This is a genomic window from Streptomyces sp. NPDC029674, assembly GCF_044903205.1.
Lineage (GTDB): Bacteria > Actinomycetota > Actinomycetes > Streptomycetales > Streptomycetaceae > Streptomyces.
Genome location: NZ_JBJDPY010000008.1, coordinates 228,460 through 248,132, shown reverse-complemented (window position 1 = coordinate 248,132; position 19,673 = coordinate 228,460). Strand labels below are relative to the sequence as shown.

General features: G+C 73.7%; 16 protein-coding genes. 9 read left to right on the top strand and 7 right to left on the bottom strand.

What is annotated here, in order from left to right; translation table 11 throughout:
• Positions 1-54 precede the first annotated feature (54 nt).
• On the top strand, positions 55-2,841 hold the full coding sequence (locus ACI2L3_RS21170) for an AAA family ATPase (RefSeq protein WP_404753901.1): 2,787 nt from the start codon (positions 55-57) through the stop codon (positions 2,839-2,841).
• A 21-nt stretch (positions 2,842-2,862) separates the two neighbouring features.
• On the opposite strand, the gene ACI2L3_RS21165 is transcribed toward ACI2L3_RS21170, so the two are convergent.
• The 4 genes from ACI2L3_RS21165 to ACI2L3_RS21150 all read right to left on the bottom strand — a co-directional run bounded on the left by ACI2L3_RS21165 (position 2,863) and on the right by ACI2L3_RS21150 (position 7,174).
• Positions 2,863-3,756: a diiron oxygenase gene (locus tag ACI2L3_RS21165; RefSeq protein WP_404753900.1), complete on the bottom strand. Its 894-nt coding sequence runs from the start codon at positions 3,754-3,756 to the stop codon at positions 2,863-2,865.
• Between the two features lie 202 nt (positions 3,757-3,958).
• Positions 3,959-5,848, bottom strand: a complete 1,890-nt coding sequence (locus ACI2L3_RS21160) for an ATP-grasp domain-containing protein (RefSeq protein ID WP_404753899.1) — start codon at positions 5,846-5,848, stop codon at positions 3,959-3,961.
• On the bottom strand, positions 5,845-6,069 hold the full coding sequence (locus ACI2L3_RS21155; RefSeq protein ID WP_404753898.1) for a hypothetical protein: 225 nt from the start codon (positions 6,067-6,069) through the stop codon (positions 5,845-5,847). The genes ACI2L3_RS21160 and ACI2L3_RS21155 overlap by 4 nt, the downstream gene beginning before the upstream one ends.
• A gap of 352 nt (positions 6,070-6,421) precedes the next feature.
• Positions 6,422-7,174 (bottom strand): 3-hydroxybutyrate dehydrogenase, encoded by a 753-nt coding sequence (locus ACI2L3_RS21150; protein WP_404753897.1) that lies wholly within the window; start codon positions 7,172-7,174, stop codon positions 6,422-6,424.
• A gap of 169 nt (positions 7,175-7,343) precedes the next feature.
• Between ACI2L3_RS21150 and ACI2L3_RS21145 the strand changes: the two genes are divergently transcribed.
• Positions 7,344-8,069, top strand: a complete 726-nt coding sequence (locus ACI2L3_RS21145) for a Clp protease N-terminal domain-containing protein (RefSeq protein WP_404753896.1) — start codon at positions 7,344-7,346, stop codon at positions 8,067-8,069.
• On the opposite strand, the gene ACI2L3_RS21140 is transcribed toward ACI2L3_RS21145, so the two are convergent.
• The gene (locus tag ACI2L3_RS21140; protein ID WP_404753895.1) at positions 8,066-8,287 is read right to left on the bottom strand and encodes a hypothetical protein; all 222 of its coding nucleotides are present in this window, start codon (positions 8,285-8,287) and stop codon (positions 8,066-8,068) included. The genes ACI2L3_RS21145 and ACI2L3_RS21140 overlap by 4 nt on opposite strands.
• A 94-nt stretch (positions 8,288-8,381) precedes the next feature.
• On the opposite strand from ACI2L3_RS21140, the gene ACI2L3_RS21135 reads away from it, so the two are divergent.
• From ACI2L3_RS21135 to ACI2L3_RS21110, 6 genes are all read left to right on the top strand, one after another.
• Positions 8,382-9,173 (top strand): TetR/AcrR family transcriptional regulator, encoded by a 792-nt coding sequence (locus tag ACI2L3_RS21135; protein WP_404753894.1) that lies wholly within the window; start codon positions 8,382-8,384, stop codon positions 9,171-9,173.
• An 87-nt stretch (positions 9,174-9,260) separates the two neighbouring features.
• Positions 9,261-10,466 carry a radical SAM protein gene (locus ACI2L3_RS21130; protein ID WP_404753893.1) on the top strand — a complete coding sequence of 402 codons (1,206 nt, stop codon included), beginning with the start codon at positions 9,261-9,263 and terminating at the stop codon, positions 10,464-10,466.
• A 7-nt stretch (positions 10,467-10,473) separates the two neighbouring features.
• Positions 10,474-12,621, top strand: a complete 2,148-nt coding sequence (locus tag ACI2L3_RS21125; protein ID WP_404753892.1) for a DegT/DnrJ/EryC1/StrS family aminotransferase — start codon at positions 10,474-10,476, stop codon at positions 12,619-12,621.
• A gap of 23 nt (positions 12,622-12,644) precedes the next feature.
• Complete coding sequence (locus ACI2L3_RS21120) at positions 12,645-13,847, top strand: hypothetical protein (protein WP_404753891.1); 1,203 nt, start codon at positions 12,645-12,647, stop codon at positions 13,845-13,847.
• A complete protein-coding gene (locus ACI2L3_RS21115) occupies positions 13,844-14,950 on the top strand; it encodes a hypothetical protein (protein ID WP_404753890.1) in 1,107 nt (368 codons plus the stop codon). Before ACI2L3_RS21120 ends, ACI2L3_RS21115 begins: the two co-directional genes overlap by 4 nt.
• 59 nt (positions 14,951-15,009) lie before the next feature.
• Positions 15,010-15,891 (top strand): phytanoyl-CoA dioxygenase family protein, encoded by an 882-nt coding sequence (locus ACI2L3_RS21110; protein ID WP_404753889.1) that lies wholly within the window; start codon positions 15,010-15,012, stop codon positions 15,889-15,891.
• A gap of 11 nt (positions 15,892-15,902) precedes the next feature.
• Here the strand turns inward: ACI2L3_RS21110 and ACI2L3_RS21105 are convergent, their stop codons facing one another.
• Positions 15,903-16,847 (bottom strand): Gfo/Idh/MocA family protein, encoded by a 945-nt coding sequence (locus tag ACI2L3_RS21105; RefSeq protein WP_404753888.1) that lies wholly within the window; start codon positions 16,845-16,847, stop codon positions 15,903-15,905.
• A gap of 19 nt (positions 16,848-16,866) precedes the next feature.
• Positions 16,867-17,868, bottom strand: coding sequence for a zinc-binding dehydrogenase (locus tag ACI2L3_RS21100; RefSeq protein ID WP_404753887.1), 1,002 nt, complete (start codon positions 17,866-17,868; stop codon positions 16,867-16,869).
• A gap of 265 nt (positions 17,869-18,133) precedes the next feature.
• On the opposite strand from ACI2L3_RS21100, the gene ACI2L3_RS21095 reads away from it, so the two are divergent.
• Positions 18,134-19,654 carry a glycoside hydrolase family 3 protein gene (locus ACI2L3_RS21095; protein ID WP_404753886.1) on the top strand — a complete coding sequence of 507 codons (1,521 nt, stop codon included), beginning with the start codon at positions 18,134-18,136 and terminating at the stop codon, positions 19,652-19,654.
• Positions 19,655-19,673: the final 19 nt, after the last annotated feature.

The following is a 19,673-nucleotide window of genomic DNA, read 5'->3' as shown; positions in this document are numbered from 1 at the left end:
AAACGTCCCCTTCCACGCCTCTCCGAAGTCATGCACCGCCGGTACGCTTTACGCATGCTCCTGGGGCGTTCCGCGGAATGCGCTCGTCTTCTCGCTCTCATCGACAAGGCACGCGGGGGCGAGAGCAGCGCCCTGCTCATCCGCGGGGAAGCGGGCATCGGCAAGACCAGCCTCGTCGGTTACGTCGCCGAGCGGGCCGACGACCTGCTGCGGCTCGGCACCCGCGGCGTCGAGGTCGAGTCGGACCTGCCCTACGTGGGCCTCGCCGATCTGCTCCGGCCCGTCCTGCACTTCCTGGACCGCATACCGGAGCGGCAGGCCGCCGCGCTCACCGGCGCGCTCGCGCTCGGACCCGCCGTCGCCCAGGACCGGTTCGCGGTGGCCGCGGGCACCCTCAGCCTGCTCGGGGCGCTCGCCGAGGAGGGCCCGGTCCTGGTCACCGTCGACGACGCGCACTGGCTCGACCCGTACTCCCTGGACGCGCTCGCCTTCGCCACCCGCAGGCTGGGCCGCGAGGGCGTCGTCGTCCTGTTCACCGCACGCGACGAGTCGGAGGAGGCCGTGGCCCGGCTCGCCTCCGTCGAGACGTTCACCCTCACCGGCCTCGACCCCGAGTCCGCGCACCGCCTGATCGCCGAGGAGGGCACCGCCGAACTCACCGAGCAGGAGGCCGCCCGGCTCCTCGCCGAGGCGCGCGGCAACCCCCTCGCCCTCATCGAACTCCCCGCCCTGCTGGCCGGCAGCGGCGCCGGCGACGACGAAGGCGAAGGCTCCGGAGCGCCCCTGCCCATCGGCGAGATGCTGGCCCACACCTTCGGCAGCGCCGTGGCCCGGCTGCCCTCGGAGGCACAGGACGCGATGCTGCTCCTCGCCGTCCTCGGCACCCGGCCGCTCGCGGGCACCGAGGCGGCGCTGCGGGCGCACGGGCTCAGTTACGAGTCCCTGGAGGCCGCCGAGGAGGCCGGTCTGGTCGTCGAGGAACGCGACGGCTACGCCTTCCGGCACCCACTGGTGCGCTCGGCGGTCTACCACGGCGCGACACCCGTGCGCAGGCGCCGCGCCCACCACGCCATCGCCCGCTCCCTGCAAGGGGCGACCGCCCCCGCCCTGGAGCAGTACGCCTGGCACCTGGCCGCCTCGGGCGCCGAGCCGGACGAACACGTGGCGTCCCTCCTGGAGAACGCCGCCTCCGGAGCGCCCGAGACCCTCGCCTACCCGCTGGCCTCCCGGCTGTACGAACGGGCCGCGCGCTTCACCCCCGCGGGGCAGCACAAGGCGGAGCGGCTGCTGTGCGCGGCCCGCGCCTCCCAGGCGGCGGGTTCGCTGAACGAGGCGGCCGCCATCCTGGACCGCGCCCTGGAGCACGCCGAACAGCTCGGCACGCAGCTCGACATCCGCCAGCTCCGCTGCTACCTCGACGTGCAGCGCGGCCGCCCCACCCGCTCCCGCGAGCTGCTCAGGTCGGCCGTCGACGAGGCGGAGAAGGTCGACCCGGCGCTCGCCGCGATCATGCTCGGCGGCATCGCGCTCACCGAGCTGGCGGTCGGCGACCTCACCGCGGCCCGCGGCACCTCGGCCGCGGCGATGGACCTCGCCGACTCCGCACACGAGACGCTGCTGCCCGTACGTCTCCTGCGCACCCTGGTCCTGCTGCTCGGCGGCGACGCGCAGGCGGGCCGCGCGCTCCTGCGCGAGCTGGCGGAGCCCCTCGCCTCGCCCGACCCCGCCTTCCCCTACCCGCTCGCCGGCGTGGGCGGCCTCTGCCACCTCGCCGCCGAGGAGCTCGACGAGGCGCACAGCATGCTGGACCGGGCCGCGTACACGGCGCGCGCCTCCAGCGCGGTGGGACTGCTCTCACACCTGCTGTGCACGCTGTCCGTCGTCGAGTTCTGGCGGGGCCGCTGGACGACGTCGCTCGCCCACGCCGACGAGGCGGTGCGGCTCGCCGAGGCCAGCGGCCAGCTGATCGAGGTGTCGCGCGGGCTCCCCGCCCTGGTCAAGACCGAGGCCGTGCTGAACCGCGAGGAGGACTGCCGACGGCACGCGGCGCAGGCCATGGAGTGGGCCGCCTCCACCGAGCTGCAGATGGACGCGGCGCGGGCGCTCGGCGGGCTCGGCCTCCTGGAGCTGGGCCTCGGCCGTTTCGAGGAGGCGGTGCACCACCTGGAGGAGGTGCGGGCCTTCTCGCAGCGGCACGGGCGCGGCGACGGCCTGTATCTGACGTGGGCGGCCGACCTCGCGGACGCGTACGTCCACCTGCACAGGACCGACGAGGCGCGCGAGGTCCTCGACGTCCTGGAGTACGAGGCGGGGCGCGGCCACCGGCCCGTCACCGCGGGGGCGGCGGCCCGCTGCCGCGGACTGCTCGAACCCGGCGACCCGGAGGCGGCGTCCCGGCACATGAGGCGCTCCCTCGCGCTGCTGTCCGAGCGTCCGGTGCCCTTCGAGCGGGGGCGGACCGAGTTCGCGTGGGGCGAGCAGCTGCGCAGGCAGGGCAGGCGCAGTGAGGCGCGGCGGCTCCTGGAGCGGGCGCTCGCCACGTTCGAGCGGCTCGGCGCGGCGGGCTGGGCGGCGCGGGTCGCGGCCGAGCTGCACGCCGCGGGCGGCACCGAAGTGCGCCCGGAGCGGGCACCGTTGGAGCGGCTGACACCGCAGGAGTTGCAGGTCGCGCTGGTGGTCGGCCGGGGCCTGACCAACCACGAGGTCGCGGAGCGGCTCTTCCTGAGCGTCAAGACCGTCGAGTTCCACCTGAGCAACATCTACCGCAAGCTCGACGGGGTGCACCGCAGGGCGCAACTGGTCCGGCTGCTCGCCCGGGCCTCGGAGGTCTCGCAGGTCTGAGCGCCCGAAGCGTGCCGGTGATCACGGCTCCGAGGGTGGCGCCGGGCGGTCCGGTGTGCCGGGGAGGAGGCCCGCCTCGGCGAACGCCTCGGTGGCGCCCGGCAGTTCGAGGACCCCGGCGTCCTGGAAGAGCCGGACCGTGTGGGTCGCCGTGGACCGGCTCGCGGCCGCGCTCCTCCGGGTGCGGTAGCTGTCCGCGATGACCTGCCGCACGGCGTCGGCGCCTAACCCCGCCACGGTCAGCGCGGCGCCCACCGGGCGCAGGTCGGGCGCGAGACCGGCGACGATCAGCTCGGGCAGCGACCGGGCTGCGCGCCGCTTGAGCGGCGTCGGCAAGTCACTCCACAGCCGCTCGAAGAAGCGGGAGAAGTAGACGTGGTGGTGGCCCTCGTCCCGTGCGTGGTCACGGACGACGTCACGCACCACGGGCAGCACGGCAGGGTCCGCGGGCACTTCGGCCAGGACCGGCGCGACGAGGGTCTCGACGACGACGACCTGCAACAACTGCGCCAAGAGCGGCTCGCCCGGCAGGAGTTCGGATCCGATGCCGTCGAGCTGGCGCAGGAACGGGTCGAAGGCGTACGGCAGCGGCGGGATGCCGGTCGCCGCGGCGATCTGCTCGACGAGGTCGAGGCTGAAGAGGGCGTGGTAGCCCTCGTCGCAGTAGATGCGGTACGCGTCCAGGCGCACCGCGGCGGGCAGCGCGAGCCCGGTGCGGCCGTCGGCGATGCGCTCGGTGGCCCGGTTGACCACACGGGTCTCGAAGTGGGCGGTGAAGGTCAGGTAGTGGTAGAGGTGCCGGGCCAGCAGCTCGTGGCGGCGCCGGTCGGGGAGTTCGCGGACCAGCGGGTGGCTCCAGTACGGCACCAGGTGGGGCGGGAAGAAGCGGGTCGCCGGGTCGAGGGGGCCGGTCACGGTGCGGTGGGGGCCGCTGCGTACACCGGACCTCTCGTACCAGTCGGCGTCGGTGGCGGCGGCTGGGTCTGAGGCCGGGTCTGAGGCCGGGTCTGAGGCCGGGTCTGGGGCCGGGTCTGGGGCTGGGGCTGGGTCGGGGGCTGGGTCGGGGGCTGGGTCGGGCTCGCTGCTCGTCATCTCTTCTCTGATCCCGACCCTTCTCTCACGAAGCGGCTCGTTCGTCGGGCGGCACGGTCAACGGCCGCGCCACGAGGCGTACTTGGTCCGCCGCCGCGTCCAGGCGCGCGGCGCATTCGGCGGGCGTGCCAGCCTCGCACAGGACGTACGCGTACCGCTGGAGATGGTCGAGCGGCGGCAGGCCGCGCTCGTCCCCGGGCGCGGCGAGGGCCACGGACCGCAGCAGCCCCTTCGCCGCGTCGGCCTCGGGTACGGTCACGTGGTCCACCCGGCAGTGCTCCTGCGGGTGGAGGAACCGGATGCCGGCGGTGCGGGTCCGGTCGGGCGTGAGGCGGGGCGGGGCGCACAGGGCGGCGTCGACGGCCACCAGGCCCGGGTCGATGCCGGTCGCCAGCGCGCCGAGGCGGGGGATGAGGTCGCCGCCGAGCCGTCCGTTCACCTCCACGACCACGAACCCCCGCGCCGTCAGGCGGAGTTGGGTGTGCGTCATGGTGTCGCTGATGCCGAGCACCCGGTGCGTCTTGGCGAGCACCCAGCGCAGCGCCGGGTCGTGCAGGAGCGGGTCGTCCGCGCTCACCAGGTGACCGGTCTCCTCGAAGTACGGCGAGAGGCCGCTCTCCTTGCGGGTGAGCTTGCGGGCGACGAAGAGGGGCGTGTAGTGGCCCCGGTGGACCACGCCGTCGACGCTGATCTCGGGCCCGTCCAGGTACTCCTCGACGAGGATCCCCACGCGGTACGTCGGGACTCCCGGCCAGTGCGCCGCCCGCGCCTCGGCGAACAGGTCCCGGAGGTCGTCCGCCGACCGGACCAGCGCGACGCCCCTGCCGGCGCCGAGACCGCGCGGCTTGACCACCACGGGATAGCCGATCCACTCGGCCGCGGCGGCCGCCTCCCCGAGGTCGGCGACCAGGGCGTGCCGGGGCTGCGGGAGCGCGGCGTCGCGCAGCAGGGCGCGGGTGCGGTGCTTGTCGCGGCAGTTGCGCACGGCGGTCAGGGACGGCCCCGGCACGTCGAGGGCCTCGGCGAGCCGGGCCGCGGGCAGGATCAGCGCCTCCTCGTGACAGAGGACACCGCGCACCTTCCTGACCTCGGCGACCGCGCGGGCCGCCCGGATCAGGGAGCTGACGTCACCGGGGTCGACCTCGGTGAAGCCGGTGAGGTGCGGGGTCTGCCAGCTGGGAGCCACCGCGTCGAGCAGCCAGAGGTCGACCCGGAGCGCGGCCGACCTCAGCAGGTACTCGCGGTACTCCTGGCCGCCACTGCCGACCACGAGGACGACGCCGGCCGCCTTCGGGAGGCGGCCCGCCTTGACGGCTCCGGCGGCTTCGGCCGGACCGGCCGCCTCGGCTGCCCCGGCCGCTCCGGCTACCCCGGCCGCTCCGGCTACCCCGGCCGCTCCGGCTACCCCGGCCGCTCCGGCGGCTCCGGCGGCTCCGGCGGCTTCGACCGCACCGGTCGCACCGGTCGCACCGGTCGCACCGACAGCTTCGATGGCTCCGGCCACTTCGGCGGCTTCGACGGCCTCGGCGGCTTGAGCCGTCGGGATGCGGGCCGCCTTTGCGGCTTCGGCGGCTTCGGCCGCCTTGGCCGCTCGGGCCGCTTCGGTTGCCCCGGCGGCTCCGGCGGCACCGGTCGCACCGGTCGCACCGACAGCTTCGATGGCTCCGGCCACTTCGGCGGCTTCGGCGGCTCCGGCCACTTCAGCGGCCTCGACGGCTTCAGCGGCTTCGGCCGCTCCGATGGCTCCGGTCACTTCAGCGGCTCCAGCCGCTCCGGCGGCTTTGGCGACTCCGGCCGCCCCGGTCGCTCCGACGGCTCCGGCGGCTTCGACCGGTCCGGCCGCTGCGGCCGCTCCGGCCGCTTCGACCGCACCCATCGCGTCGGGCGCCCCCGCACCCCCGTCACCCCGCTTCACCGCCCCTCCTCCGCCGGGCACCCGGTACGCCCGGTGCCCGCCTCCGAGCCCCCGACAAGGGCGAAGGCGGTCCGGTCCTCGACCGAGCCGTCGGGGCTGAACAGTACGAGTCCCGGGACAACCGCACGCCGCCGGCCGGCGACCCACAGCCGCACCGGCAGCAGTCGGATGTGCCCGACCTTGAAGAGGTCCCGCACCCGAGCGGGGGTGCCGTCGGGCACCCCCGTCCCCCGCCCTCGCGACGGTCGCTCCCCCGTTCCTGAGCGGACCACCCGTGCGTACACCCCCGTAGTACGTCCGGTCACCGGTCTCTTCCCCCCGTTGTCGGTGTTTTCAGGTCCGCCGCGGCTCCGCGACCGTGGCTATACCTTGGACCCCCGCAGGGGTGGGGGCGACCGTGAAAACCCTGGAGTCCGGGGCCGGGGGCCGGGGTGGGCGGCCGGGCTCCGCGTGCCGGGCGGGGCGGGTGGGACGTACGACCTCGGACGCGGGCCACGTGAATCGGTGGTTCCGCGGTTCAACCACTTCGGCCGGCGGGCGAACCCAGGGTTTTCCACGGGCAGTTCGGGGTACTCAACTCGCCCCCCAGCCGCCGTCCACGGGGAGCGAGGCACCGGTGACGTAACCCGTGTGCGGGCCGCAGAGCCAGAGCGCGACGGCGGCGACCTCCGACGGTTCTATCAGCCGCTTGATCGCGGAACGGCCGAGCAGGACGTCCGTGACGACGTCCTTCGGAGCGATGCCGTGCACGGCGGCCTGGTCGGCGATCTGCCCCTCGACCAGCGGCGTCCGGACGTAGCCGGGGTTGACGCAGTTGCTGGTGACCCCGTGCGGGGCGCCTTCGAGGGCGGCGACCTTGCTGAGCCCCTCCAGGCCGTGCTTCGCGGCGACGTACGCGGACTTGAAGGGGCTGGCCCGCAGCCCGTGCACGCTGGAGATGTTCACCACCCGGCCCCAGCGCCGCCGGTACATGTGCGGCAGGCAGTGCCTCAGGAGCAGGAAGGGCGCGGTGACCATCAGGCGCTGGATCAGCGCGAAACGGGCGGGGTCGAACTCCTCGATGGGGGCTACGTGCTGGGTTCCCGCGCTGTTGACCAGGATGTCGACGGCGGCGGGCAGCCCGGGGACCGCGTCCGCGTCGGTGAGGTCCACGGCGTGCGGTACGCCGCCGACGGAGTCGGCCACCGCCTTGGCCGACTCCGCGTCGACGTCGACGACGTGGACCACGGCGCCGGCGGCGGCGAACGCCTCGGCGCAGGCCCGCCCGATACCGCTCCCGCCACCGGTCACGAGGGCGGTACGCCCGGTGAAGTGTTCGCTCGTCATGCCCGGCACGCTAGAGAGCCGGGGGCGGCCTCTCCCATGGTCGCGGACACCACAGTGGGAGCGGTCGCGGTGTGGGCGGGCGCCGTGCCCGGCCGGACGCGGCGACCGGAGCCGCGCGCCCGTCAACCGAGGGTTGACACCCTCCCAACTGTCAACCTACGGTTGTCACATGACGCGATCTGACGGCACCACACCCCCTCCCCCGGTCCGCCTCGACGACCTCATCGAGGCGATCAAGAAGGTCCACACGGACGCCCTCGACCAGCTGTCCGACGCGGTGATCGCCGCCGATCAGCTCGGCGACATCGCCGACCACCTCATCGGCCACTTCGTGGACCAGGCGCGGCGCTCGGGCGCGTCGTGGACCGACATCGGCCGCAGCATGGGTGTCACCCGGCAGGCGGCACAGAAGCGGTTCGTCCCCAAGAAGCCGGGCGAGCCGTCGGACCTCGACCCCAGCCAGGGCTTCAGCCGCTTCACCGAGCGCGCCAAGAAGACGCTGATGGCCGCGCACGAGGAGGCCAAGACCGCGCGGCACGCCGAGATCCGCACCGAGCATCTGCTCCTGGGCCTGCTGAGCGAGCCGGAGTCGGTGGCCGCCCGGTCGATCGTGGCGCTGGGCGTCTCCCTGGACGACGTACGCGTGGCGGCCGTAGAGGCGCTGCCCGCACCGGCCGCCGAAGTGCCCGCCCTCGTCCCGTACGACGCGGAATCGCGCAAGGTGCTGGAGCTGACGTTCCGCGAGGCCCTGCGCCTCGGGCACAACCACGTCGGCACGGAGCACCTGTTGCTGGCGCTCCTGGAGCAGGAGGACGGCACGGGCCCGCTCTCCGGCCTCGGCATCGAGAAGACGGCCGTGACGACCGCGGTCACCGAGACGCTCGCGCCCCGCTAGCCGCGGCGGCCGAGCTCCTTCGCCCGCGTGTGAGACCAGCCGGCGAGCAGGACGCCGACGGCGGTCAGCGCGACGTACGCGACGATCAGCACGGGGAAGCCGCCGGGCAGCCACCCGAGAAGGCCGGAGTGGTCGTGGTCGATCAGGAGCCGGATCGCGCCTTGGCCGAAGACGACCGTCAGTACGGCACCGAGAATCTGCAGGATGTCGTATTTCACGTTACGAACGTATCAGCCGTGGCGCGCCGAAATCTCATGATAGTCACGCTGACCTGCTATTACGTCACACTTTCCAAGTTCTAGAATGGAGAGCGTGCGTGACGAAAAGAGTGTGCCCGGGTGCCGGATGTGCGGCGCCGCGCTGCCCGCCGGGCGGCGCGGCCGGCCCGCCCTCTACTGCTCGCGGAGCTGCCAGGCCCGGGCGTACCGGCGGCGCAAGAACCCTCCCGTGCCCGTCCCCGCCGAGGCACGGGCCCGGCCGTCGGACACCCGGGCGCGCAGGCGCCGCCTGATCGCCGAGGCCGTCTGGCGCATCGCCGCCGAGCGGGGCCTGGACGCGGCGAGCATGCGTGGGATCGCGGCCGAGGCGGGAGTCTCGCTGCGCGTCGTGCAGTACCACTTCGACAGCAAGCACCAGCTCCTCGTCTCCGCCCTGCGTCTGCTGCACGAGGACAACGAGCGCGGCGCACGCTCCCGCATCCCCGCGGGCATCTCGGACCCCCGCGCCCTGCTGCGCGCCGTACTCGACGAGTTTCTGCCTCTTGACGCCCAACGGACCGACGCGCTGCGGGTGTTCGCCGCCTATTACGCCCGCAGCCTCACCGACCCGGAGCTCGCGGCGGTCTTCCTGCACGACGAGCAGCCGCTGGAGAAGCTCGTCGCGGAGCTCATCGCGGCTGGTGCGGCGGCGGGCACCACCGCCGTCGGCCTCGATCCGCGCCACGAGGCGGATCTGCTGGTGTCGGGCGCGACGGGCCTCGGCATGGACGTCGTGCACGGCCGGCGCTCCCTGGCGGAGGTGCGAGGCGTCCTCGATTACCACGTGGGACGGCTCTTCCGACAGACCGGCGCCCTTGATTCCGTCATCAACCACCGGGTTGTCTAGACCCATTGACAGCCTTTGCGCGGCTCCCTAATGTCCCAGGCATCGCTCGAAGAACCACATCGCACATCGATCATGCGTGGGGGGCTCGTGGACAGCACAGCTGGTGCCGGCGACATCGGAATGGCGGCCCCCCAGAACAGAGAAGGCCTGCCCGTCGTCAGCCTCGATCAGGCGCACTCACCGCAGAAGGTCCTGGCCCACGGTGAATTGCTGCGCCGTTTCGTGGCGGGCGACGAGATCAAGCCGGTCCACATGCGGATCGGCATCATGGGCGCCTGCAATATGCGGTGCAATTTCTGCAACTTCCACTCTCCCAACGAAGAGCAGTTCTACGACCTGTTCTCGTTCAAGGACTCGATCGCCACCGACAAGGCGGTCACGCTGCTCCGCGAGTTCGCCGCGAACGACGGCCGTGCCGTGACGTTCTGCGGCAGCGGCGAGTGCACCATCCACCCCGGGTACGCGGAGATCTGCCGGGCCGGACACGCGGCCGGGCTGCGCATCGGGCTGATCACCAACGGCTCGCGCCTGGGCCGCCCGAAGGTCGCCGACTGTGTCGCCGAGACCCACACCTGGGTCCGCATCGGCCTGAACGCCGGCACGGAAGCCACCTTCGACGACATCACGCGGGACCGCGAGCAGACGTTCTCGAAGTTCATCGGCTCGGTCGGCAGGCTCAGGGAGAACGCCGCCGCCCCGGACTTCCGCATCGGCTTCAACTACGTCATCACCCTGCAGAACTACCGGGAGATCATCGAGGCGGCCCGTATCGCCCGTGAGTCCGGCGCGCACTACGTACGTTTCGAGCCCGAGTTCTACAGCGCGCTCGGCCACGAGACCATCGAATCCGTGATGCCGGAGATCTCCGAATCCCTCCGCCAGGCCGCCGCGCTCTCCACGGACGCCTTCGAGGTGTCGGTGCCCAAACTGGACCGCGGTCCGATGGACCAGGTGGAAGAGGTCGAGGGCGACTTCGAGCGCTGCCACTACAGCCGTTTCGTCACGGCCGTCGGCGCCGACGGAAATCTCTACCCGTGCCCGCAGGTCCATCTCAACAGCCGCTATCTGATCGGCAATGTCGTCGAACAGGGATACGCGGAAGTCCTGGAGGGCGGGCCGCGCGCCGAGTGGGAGGCGTCCAACCCGCGCAGGACCGACCTGTGCAAGTCCTGCTTCTACCGCCCGCAGAACGAACTCCTGGAACTCCTCAAACGCGGCCAGATCAAACTCGACGAGGCCCTGGACGCCTACGCGCTGGAAGTGCCGAGCACCCTGCACGGCGACTTCGTCTGAGCCGCGCATGCAGCTACGTCACCTGCGCGGGCTCCTCGCCGCCGAGCCCGCCCTGCGGCACACCAAGAGCACCGAGGACCACGCGGCCCGTGCCCGCCGGGTGCGTACCGTCGTCGAACGGCTGGCCCGCGTCGAACGCGTCCCGCTCACCACGGCCGAAACGACCGTCTCCGTGCGCGACGGCCTCCACCGCGAGCGGCTCCTGCTCCAGTCGCCCGTACGCGGCGCCTTCCACGGCACCCTCCTCGCGCCGGCCGGCACCGCGCGGGCCGCCACCGCCCTTCCCGGCGTCCTCGTCCTCGGCGGCAAGAACGCCCGCCTGGACCAGCTCACCGGAGACGTGCCGCCGGACCACCCCGACCGCAACGTCGCCGAGCAGCTGGCGCACGCCGGTTTCGTCACGCTCTCCTTCGACCACGGCATCGGCGGCGGCATGGACGCCGAGCGCCGGGCCGGACGGGACGAAGGGACGCTCCTCGCCCACGCGTTCGCGCTGACCGGCCGCTCCCTGCTCGGCGCCCTCACCGGTGACTCCCTGGGCGCGCTCGACGTCCTCGCCGCCCATCCGCTCGTCGACCCGGACCGCGTCGGCCTGTTCGGCCACAGCCTCGGCGCGGCGGTCGCCCTGCACACCGCGCTGCTCGCCGGCCCGCTCACCGGGCGTGACGGCATCCCGCTCTGCGCCGCCAGCCACGTCGGCAGCTACCAGGCCCTGTACGAAAGGCTGTTGACCGGCCACGAGGGGGCGGTGCTCCCCGGCATCCTGGAGTACGCCGACCTGCCCGACCTGTACGGCGCCCTCGCTCCTGCCCCGCTCCAGCTCCAGTACGGCACGGCCGACTCCTACCTGGAACCGGCCGACGCGCGGGCGGCGGCGGACGTGGTCCAAGAGGCGTACGCGGCCGCCGGAGCCGACGCGGAGGTCCACGCACTCCCCATGGGACACGGCACGCACGTCGGCCACGCGACGGACTTCTTCACACGCGCGCTGGCCGGGCCGGCACCCCGAGGCCCGGTTCCCGACGTACCGGCTCAACGCATCCACTTCGAGGTGTCCGAACGGCGCGCCGTGCTCGACCGCGTCGACACCGCGCTCGCCTCCGGCATCCTCACGCAGGGCCCGCAGGTGGCCCGCTTCGAGGAGCTCGCCCGCCCCTGGACCGGCACCGGTACCGCGGCGGTCGCGTCCGGCTCGGCGGCCCTGGAGATCGCGCTGCGCGTCATCGGCGTGGCGGGCCGCACGGTGCTCGTGCCGGTCAACACGTTCTTCGCGACGGCTGCGGCCGCCGTGCGCGCCGGGGCGGCCGTACGCTTCGTCGACATCGAGCTCGACGGCCTCGGCATGGACCCGTACGCCCTGCGCGCCGCCCTCGACCGGCACCCCGACACCGCCGCCGTCCTGCCCGTGCACATCGGCGGCATCGTCGCCCCCTCGCTCGACGCGCTCCTCGCGCAGTGCGAGGAGCGCGGCATCCCCGTCGTGGAGGACGCCGCGCACGCCTTCGGGGCCACGCTCGACCGGCGCCCGGCCGGCAGCTTCGGCCGGTTCGGCGCCTTCTCCTTCTTCCCCACGAAGGTCGCGATCAGCGGTGAGGGCGGGCTGCTGTCCGCCGCGTCGGCGGCCGACCTGGAGCAGGTGCGGCGCTGGCGCGACCACGGCAAGAGCGCCCAGGGCTCCACGCTGCACGACCGGCCCGGCGGCAACTGGCGGCTGAGCGAACTGCACGCCGCCGTCGGCACGGTCGACCTGGAACGCTTTCCTCACACCCTCGCCGCGCGCCGCGCGCTCGCCGCCCGGTACGACGCGCTGCTCGCCGACGTGCCCGGAGTCCGGCCGCACGCCGTGCCCGCGGCGGTGGGCAGCAACTACTACAAGTACCTCGCCTACCTGGACCCCGACGGGCCGCTGGACCGCCCGCTCCTGAAGAAGCGGCTCCGCGAACGGCACGGCGTGTCCCTGGCCGGCGAGGTCTACGACCATCTGCTGTGCGACCACCCCCACTTCGCCCCGCAGCGCCAACAGGGCGCGGCGGAGGGGCCGTTCCAGCGGGCCCGCTGGTTCGCGCGGCACCACATCGCCCTGCCGCTGTACCCGTCCCTCACGGAGGCCGAGCAGATACGAGTGGTCGCCGCGCTGCGCGCCGAGCTCCCGTGACCGCCGCGAATGCCGTGACCGCCATGACCACCGTGCCCGTCGTGCTCTCCGCGTTCCGCCGGGGCGAGTGGCGGACGTCCCTGGACCGCGCGCCGCTGCCCGGCCCCCCGGGCAGGGAGCTCGCGCTGGTACCGGAGATCGTCGCCGACGCGGACCGCCGGTGGTGGGACAGCACGCTGCCCTCCCTGCCCCACCTCACCGGACGGCGCGAACTCCTACTCACCGCACTGGAGTTGTTCGCCCACGGCACCGTCACCGTGGGCGGCATCGGCGAGCAGAGCGCCGCGGACTTCCGCACGGCGCTGTGGGAGAGCGCGGGACTGCCGGGCCCGCTGGTCGACCGGTGGTGCGCGATGCTGCGTGACCGCGTCGCGACGAAGGACGAGGCCCCGGAGCCCGACGGACGGCTGGCCCTCGTCGCGCTGCCGGGCAACACCTTCACCTGCCTGGAGTCGGTCTGCGACCAGGCCGAGCGCTCGGCGGGCGTGTGGCTGCGGCCCAGCCGACGCGAACCGCTCTCTGCGGCCCGGCTCGTCGCCGCACTGCTCGCGGCGGGCTGGCCACCGGCCCGCCTCGGCCTGTACCCGTCCGAACAGCACGCGCTGCCGGGCCTGTTGCGGCTCACGGACCGACAGGTCGTCTACGGCGGCGCGGGACTCGCCGCGACGGTCGGCACCCCTGGCGGGGCCCCCTCACTCACCCTGCACGGCCCCGGCCGGGGCTGCGCGCTCGTGCCGCCGGAGATGCCGGTCGACGAGGCGGTGGCGTGGCTGCTGCCGCTGGTGGCGGCGGACTCGGGGCGGTTCTGCAGCAACGTACGCACCGTCGTGTGCGAGAAGCCGGGCGCGGCGGAGCAGCTGGCCCTCGCGCTGGCCGCCGCCCTCGACGCGCTGCCCCCGGACGGGCCCTGGCCATTGACGGCCTTCCGCGACCCGGCCGCGGCGGACCACGCGACCCGCACCATCCGTGACCGCCTCCACCCCGACGACCGCGTCCTGACCCGCCGGCCACCGATACAGGTGGGCGCGGCGGGCGACGTGTACGTGCTGCCCCATCTCACGCTGCTCGCAGGGCACTTCACGGGCGACGACCCTTCCCACCCCCTGATCGGTCACGAGGTCCCGTTCCCGTCGGCCGCCGTCCTGAGCGCCTCACCCGAGGCCGCGCGGGCCGTCACCGCCGCGTCCCTGTTCGTGTACCGCCCAGCGAAGCGAGGCCCCGCATGACCACCGCCTTCGACGCCCTGCCCGGCCTGCTGCGCGAGCGCGTTCCGGAGCTCGGTGTCGACCTCGACACGTGGACGCGCCGCATGATGCGCTGGCACTTCGACCCGGAGACCGGCAGCCCCTTCTGGGTCGCGCGGCGCGAGAAGCTCGGCTTCGATCCGGTCCGGGACATCGGCGGCTTCGCCGACCTGACCCGCTTCGGCCTCTTCGACAAGGCCGAGCTGCGCGCCGCGCACGCCCGCGACCTGCGGCCCCGCGGCTACCGCGACCGCCCCTTCCGGGTCTTCGAGACCGGTGGCAGCACGGGCGCTCCCTGCCGGATCGTCAACGTCACGCGCCTCGCGTACGACGTGGAGATCTACCGCACGGTGCTGGAGGCACGCGGTGTGGCCGGCGGCGACGTGCTCGCGATGACGCCGAGCGGGCCGCACGCGTACGGGCACTTCGTGGAGGGCCTCGCCGACAGCTGGCACGGCGCCGTGCACGCCATCGACTTCGACCCGCGCTGGGTGAAGGCCGCGCTGCGCTCGGGCGGCGACGCCGGCGCCTACACCGCGCACCTGGTCGACCAGACCCTCACCCTGCTCACGGCCGAACGCCCCTCGCTGCTCTTCACGACGTCGCGGCTGCTCGTGGAGCTCGCGATGCGGCTGCCGCGCCCCCTGCACACGTACGGCATGCGCGCCGTATGCACCGGGGGCACCTCGTGCACCGCCGCCGAGGCCGAGTTCCTGCGCGAGGAGCATCTGCCGGGGGTGCAGTGGATCGACACCTACGGCAACACGCTGGTCGGCCACGCCCTGCAGGCCGACCCGGTGCCGGGTGCGCCCGCCGGCACCGGGCACTCCTACCATCTGCCGCCGCCCTTCGCCGTGTTGCAGGTCGTCGACCCTGCCGACCCGTGGCGCGAGGTCGAGGTCGGGCAGCGGGGCCGCGTGCGTGCCACGACTCTTCTGGAGGACCTCTTCCTGCCCAACCTCCTGGAGCGGGACAGCGCGGTCAGGACCGGCCCGCACCCGTGGTTCCCCTGGGAGGGGGTCGCCGCCGTGCGGCCCTTCCTGGAGGCCGGCGCCGCCGAAGAGGCGGTGGAAGGCGTCTACTGACCGGTCCCCGGCCGGTCCGCCGGCCGGCCCACTGACCGCTGGAGCGAGGGACACGCATCGTGAACCTGTCGTCGAACGGCGTACCCATACCCTTCACGCCGGAGCTGTTCGGCCCGCTGCGGCCCAGCACGGACCTGCTGAGGCCACCACAGGACAGCGGCGCGCCGCGGGACTTCGGCGCGCTGCGGGAACGGCTGCACGCGGACGGCTATCTGTATCTGCCGGGCCTGCTCGACCGCGCGGAGGTGCTCCGGCTGCGCGGCGCGTACTTCTCGCTCTTCCCGCCGGGCCTGCTGGCGCCGGGCAGCAGCGCCGAGGACGGCGTGTTCTCCGGCCGGGTGCCCGAGGACGTTCCGGAGTACGGGGTGGCCGGGCACCCTGCGTACGCGTTCGTCCGTTCGCCGGCCTTCGACCGCTTCGTCGCCGACCCGGTCCTCTCCACCCTCGCCGCTCAACTCCTCGGCGCGAAGGCCCGGATGCTGCCGCGCCGCATCCTGCGCCACTTCCACCGGGGCGCACGGCGCGCCTCCCGCGCCCATGTCGACTTCGACTACATGGACGAGGGCTCGCCGCGCGTCGTCACCTTCTGGATCCCGGCCGGCGACTGCCCGCCGCGGACCGGTGCCCTCGTCTACCTGGAGGGTTCGCACCGGCTGCCGCCGGAGGAGTACGCCCCGCTGCGCGACATCACCGACCGGCCCGGCGACCGCCGGCAGATCTGCCACGACCTGGAGCTGACCGCCCGCACGCTCGGCCGCCGCTGGCTGTACGCCGATTTCGCGGCGGGCGACGTCATGGTGCACCTGCCGCGCATCATCCACGCGTCCCTGGACACGACGACGGACGCCATGCGGCTCTCCGTCGACATTCGTTTCGTACGCTCGGCCGACACTCCGGACCCTCGCTGGCTCCGCCCTTGGTCGGCGGACGACGGGGCGTGAGCCCTGCCCTTTCATAGCCTGACGGCTCTTCCTCCCGCCGCGTCGGAGCGTTCCGCCGCGACGAGCACGTCATCGACGAGGCGGCCCTCGGACACCGGGCAGACCGGGGCGGTACCGGTCGCCACGGCGGCCGCGAAGTCCGCGAGCAGCGGTTGGTGGGGGTTGGCCGCCGGAGGCAACAGGACAGGAGGCCCCATGGTTTCTTGGAGGCGGCCCGAGTCGAGCGGGTCGAGCGTCACGGTCCGGCCGCCGCCGGTGAGCCGGAACCGGTCCACGGGCGGCCCGTCACTCCACTCGATGAGGCAGTGCGCCCGGAGCCCGGACCGCCAGCGCAGGACGAGTTCGGCCTGTCGCTCGGCCCCGCGCGGGAAGCGCCGGCCGTACCGGGCCGTCAGCGCGTACGGCCGTCCGAACAGATGGAGCAGCAGATCGATGCGGTGGCTCCCGGCGTCGGCGAGCACTCCGCCGCCGGACACGGCGGGATCGGTGCGCCAGCGCATCGGATCGGCGGGCCCCGGCTCGAAGGCGCAGCGGAACCGCACCTCGACCCGCTCCGGTGTCCATCCGCCGAGCTCCTCGCGCAGCCGTCGCACGGCGGGCGCGAGCCTGCGGTAGTAGGCGACGCCCGCGCGCCACCCCGCCCCGTCGAGCGCGCCCCCGGTGCCGAGGCCGCCCGCGAGCGGCTTCTCGATCAGCACGGGCACCCCCGCCGCCAGCACGAACCGGGCGACCGGCACGTGGTGCACGACGGGCGTGGCGACATACACGGCGTCGATGCCCGGCAGAAGCACGTCGGGGTCGGCGCCGGACCTCGCGACCCCGTACCGCTCGGCGGTGCGCGCGGCACGGTCCGGGTCGCGGCCCCAGAGGGCCACCGGTTCCTCGCCGAGCGCGTGGAGGGCGGGCAGCACGCGGCGCGTCACGATGTCGCCGTAACCGGCGATGGCCCACCTCATCCGACGGTCCTCCGCGCGTTCAGGGGACGATCGCCACCTTCAGGGTCTCGGGCGGCGGCCCTGCGTAGGGGGCCTGTTCGGCGTCTGGATAGAGGGAGCGGCTGGCGGAGAGCTGTTCCATGGCCTTGGGGAGTTCGTCGAGGGGGTAGGTGTGCGTGTGGAGGTCGGGCAGGCGCAGGGAGTCGGTGCGGCGGTGGGCGATGCGTTCAGCGACGGCGAGCGCGTCGGCGCGCGCGGTGTCCAGGGGCTCCGCCGAGCTGTGCACCCGCAGCCCCTTGCGCTCCCAGGTGACGAGGTCGACGGTGACGTGTGTGTCGACGTGGTGCGTGCCGAGGAGGACGACGAGGCCGTTCTGCCGTACGAGGTTCACGCACGCGTTGAGGGTCGTGGGGGTGCCGACGGCGTCGACGGCCACGTCGAAGTCGGCGCCGACCGAGGCGAGTTGTTCCGGGCTGCCGTCGACGCGGCGTACGGCGTCGGCGCCCGCGGCGGAGGAGCGCTCGAGGCGCCAGTCGTCGAGGTCGACGGCGACGGTCTCGGCGGCGCCGCGCGCCAGCGCGGCCCGCAGCGCCATCTGCCCCACCGGCCCCTGCCCGACGATCGTGACGCGGTCGCCGAGCCGGATGCCGCGGGTGGCGTGCACGGCCAGCGGAAGGAGCTGCAGGATCGCGCCCTGTTCGAAGGGGACGTCGTCGGGCAGCACCCCCACGGAGATCTCACGGGCCAGCGCGTAGTCGGCGTATCCGGTGGTCAGCGGGGTCCGCACGAAGACGCGCTGCCCGGGTACGACACGCCGTACGCCCGCGCCGGTCGCCTCGACGACGCCGGCGATCTCGTGGCCGAAACAGCCCTGGGAGCAGTGCTCGCGCAGACCGTGGTAGTGGAAGTAGGCGAGGTCGCTGCGGTTGCAGACCGTGCAGGCCCGCACGCGGACGACGACCTCCGACGGTCCCGGTTCCGGCACCGCGACATCGGTGACCAGCCTGATGTCGCGCCTGCCGACGAGTTCGTACCTGCGCATGGCCCTCTCCTCTCAGCGGATGCGATCTGCGGAAGTCCCAAGGATTCCCCAACTATCGCCCCGACACGGCGGTTTCGACCGCCTCGACCTGTTCCGACTCCTTGACAGCCCTGTTTGGTACGAGCCAATATCCACTATCCGATTGGCCTGGACCAATCAGCAGAAGCCCCGCCGCTCACCCGCTCCCCCCATGCACCTCGTGCACCCCGCACACCCCGTGCACCGTACGTCTCCCGTACTCAGCCGCAACTTCGGAGGTCGCGCCATGGCATCGAGCAGTGACCCGACTCTGGAGCACCTCGCCCACTCCGTGCTGCAGCCCGGCTTCGAGGGCACCACGGCCCCCGACTGGGTGCGCCGCAGGATCTCCGAGGGCCTGGGCTCCGTCGTGCTGTTCTCGCGGAACATCGAGACGCCCGAGCAGGTCGCGCGGCTCACCTCGGCACTGCGCGCGGAGAACCCGGACCTGATCGTCGCCATCGACGAGGAGGCGGGCGACGTGACGCGCCTGGAGGCGTGGACCGGCTCGTCCCGGCCCGGGAACCTGGCCCTCGGCGCCGTCGACGACATCGACCTGACCGAGCGGGTGGCCCATGACATCGGCCGCGATCTGCACGCCGCCGGCGTCTCCCTCAACTTCGCGCCCAGCGCCGACGTGAACTCCAACCCGCTCAACCCGGTGATCGGCGTGCGCTCCTTCGGCTCCCGCACCGACGTCGTCTCCCGCCACACGGCCGCCTGGATCCGCGGCCTCCAGGAGGCCGGCGTCGCCGCCTGCGCCAAGCACTTCCCCGGCCACGGCGACACGGTCGTCGACTCGCACTACGGCCTGCCCCAGGTGAAGGGGTCCGCCGAGGAGATCGCGCTCACCGCGCTGCCGCCGTTCATCGCGGCGATGGAGGCGGGCGTCCGCGCCGTGATGACCGCGCACCTGCTCGCCCCCGCCTACGACCCGGACCTGCCCGCCACCCTCAGCCACCGCATCCTGGTGGAACTGCTGCGCGGGGAGCTGCGCTTCGACGGTCTCGTGGTCACCGACGGCATCGAGATGGGCGCGGTCACGGACCGCTACGGCATCGACGGCGCGACCGTGAAGGCGGTGGCCGGCGGCGTGGACGCGGTGTGCGTGGGCGGCGAGAGCGCCGACGAGTCCACGTTCGACCTGCTCTCCACGGCTCTGGTGAAGGCGGTGCTCGACGGCACGCTGCCCGAGGCCCGTCTCGCCGAAGCGAGCACGCGGGTAAGGGAGTTCGCCGCCTGGTCCGGCGAGCGGTCCCGGGCCGTGGGGCGCGCCGCGGAACCCTCCGACATCGGCCTGGTCGCGGCGCGCCGCGCGGTGCGGGTGCGGCACCGCGCCGGTACGGCGAACGCCGCGCTCCCCGTCGCCGGGGTACCGCACGTCGTCGAGCTGTCCCCCACGATGAACCTCGCCGTCGACGGCGTCACCCCGTGGGGCGTCGCCGTCCCGCTGCGCGACCTGCGCCCCGGCACGACGTCCGTACGCCTCACGGAGCCCGAACTCACCCATGGCGCCGACCTCTTGGACCGCGAGGTGCTGACCCCGGCGCGGGGCCGCGCCCTGGTGGTCGTCGTCCGTGACGCGGCCCGCCACCGCTGGATGACCGACACCCTCAACCGCATCCTGCGCAACCGCCCCGACGCCCTGGTCGTCGAGATGGGCGTCCCCGCGGGCGAGGCGCTCGGTGCCACCCACCTGATCACCCACGGCGCGACCCGCGTCTCGGGCATCGCGGCGGCGGAGCTGCTCGCGGGGGCGGCGGGCTGACCCGCCGCCCCCGCCGGCC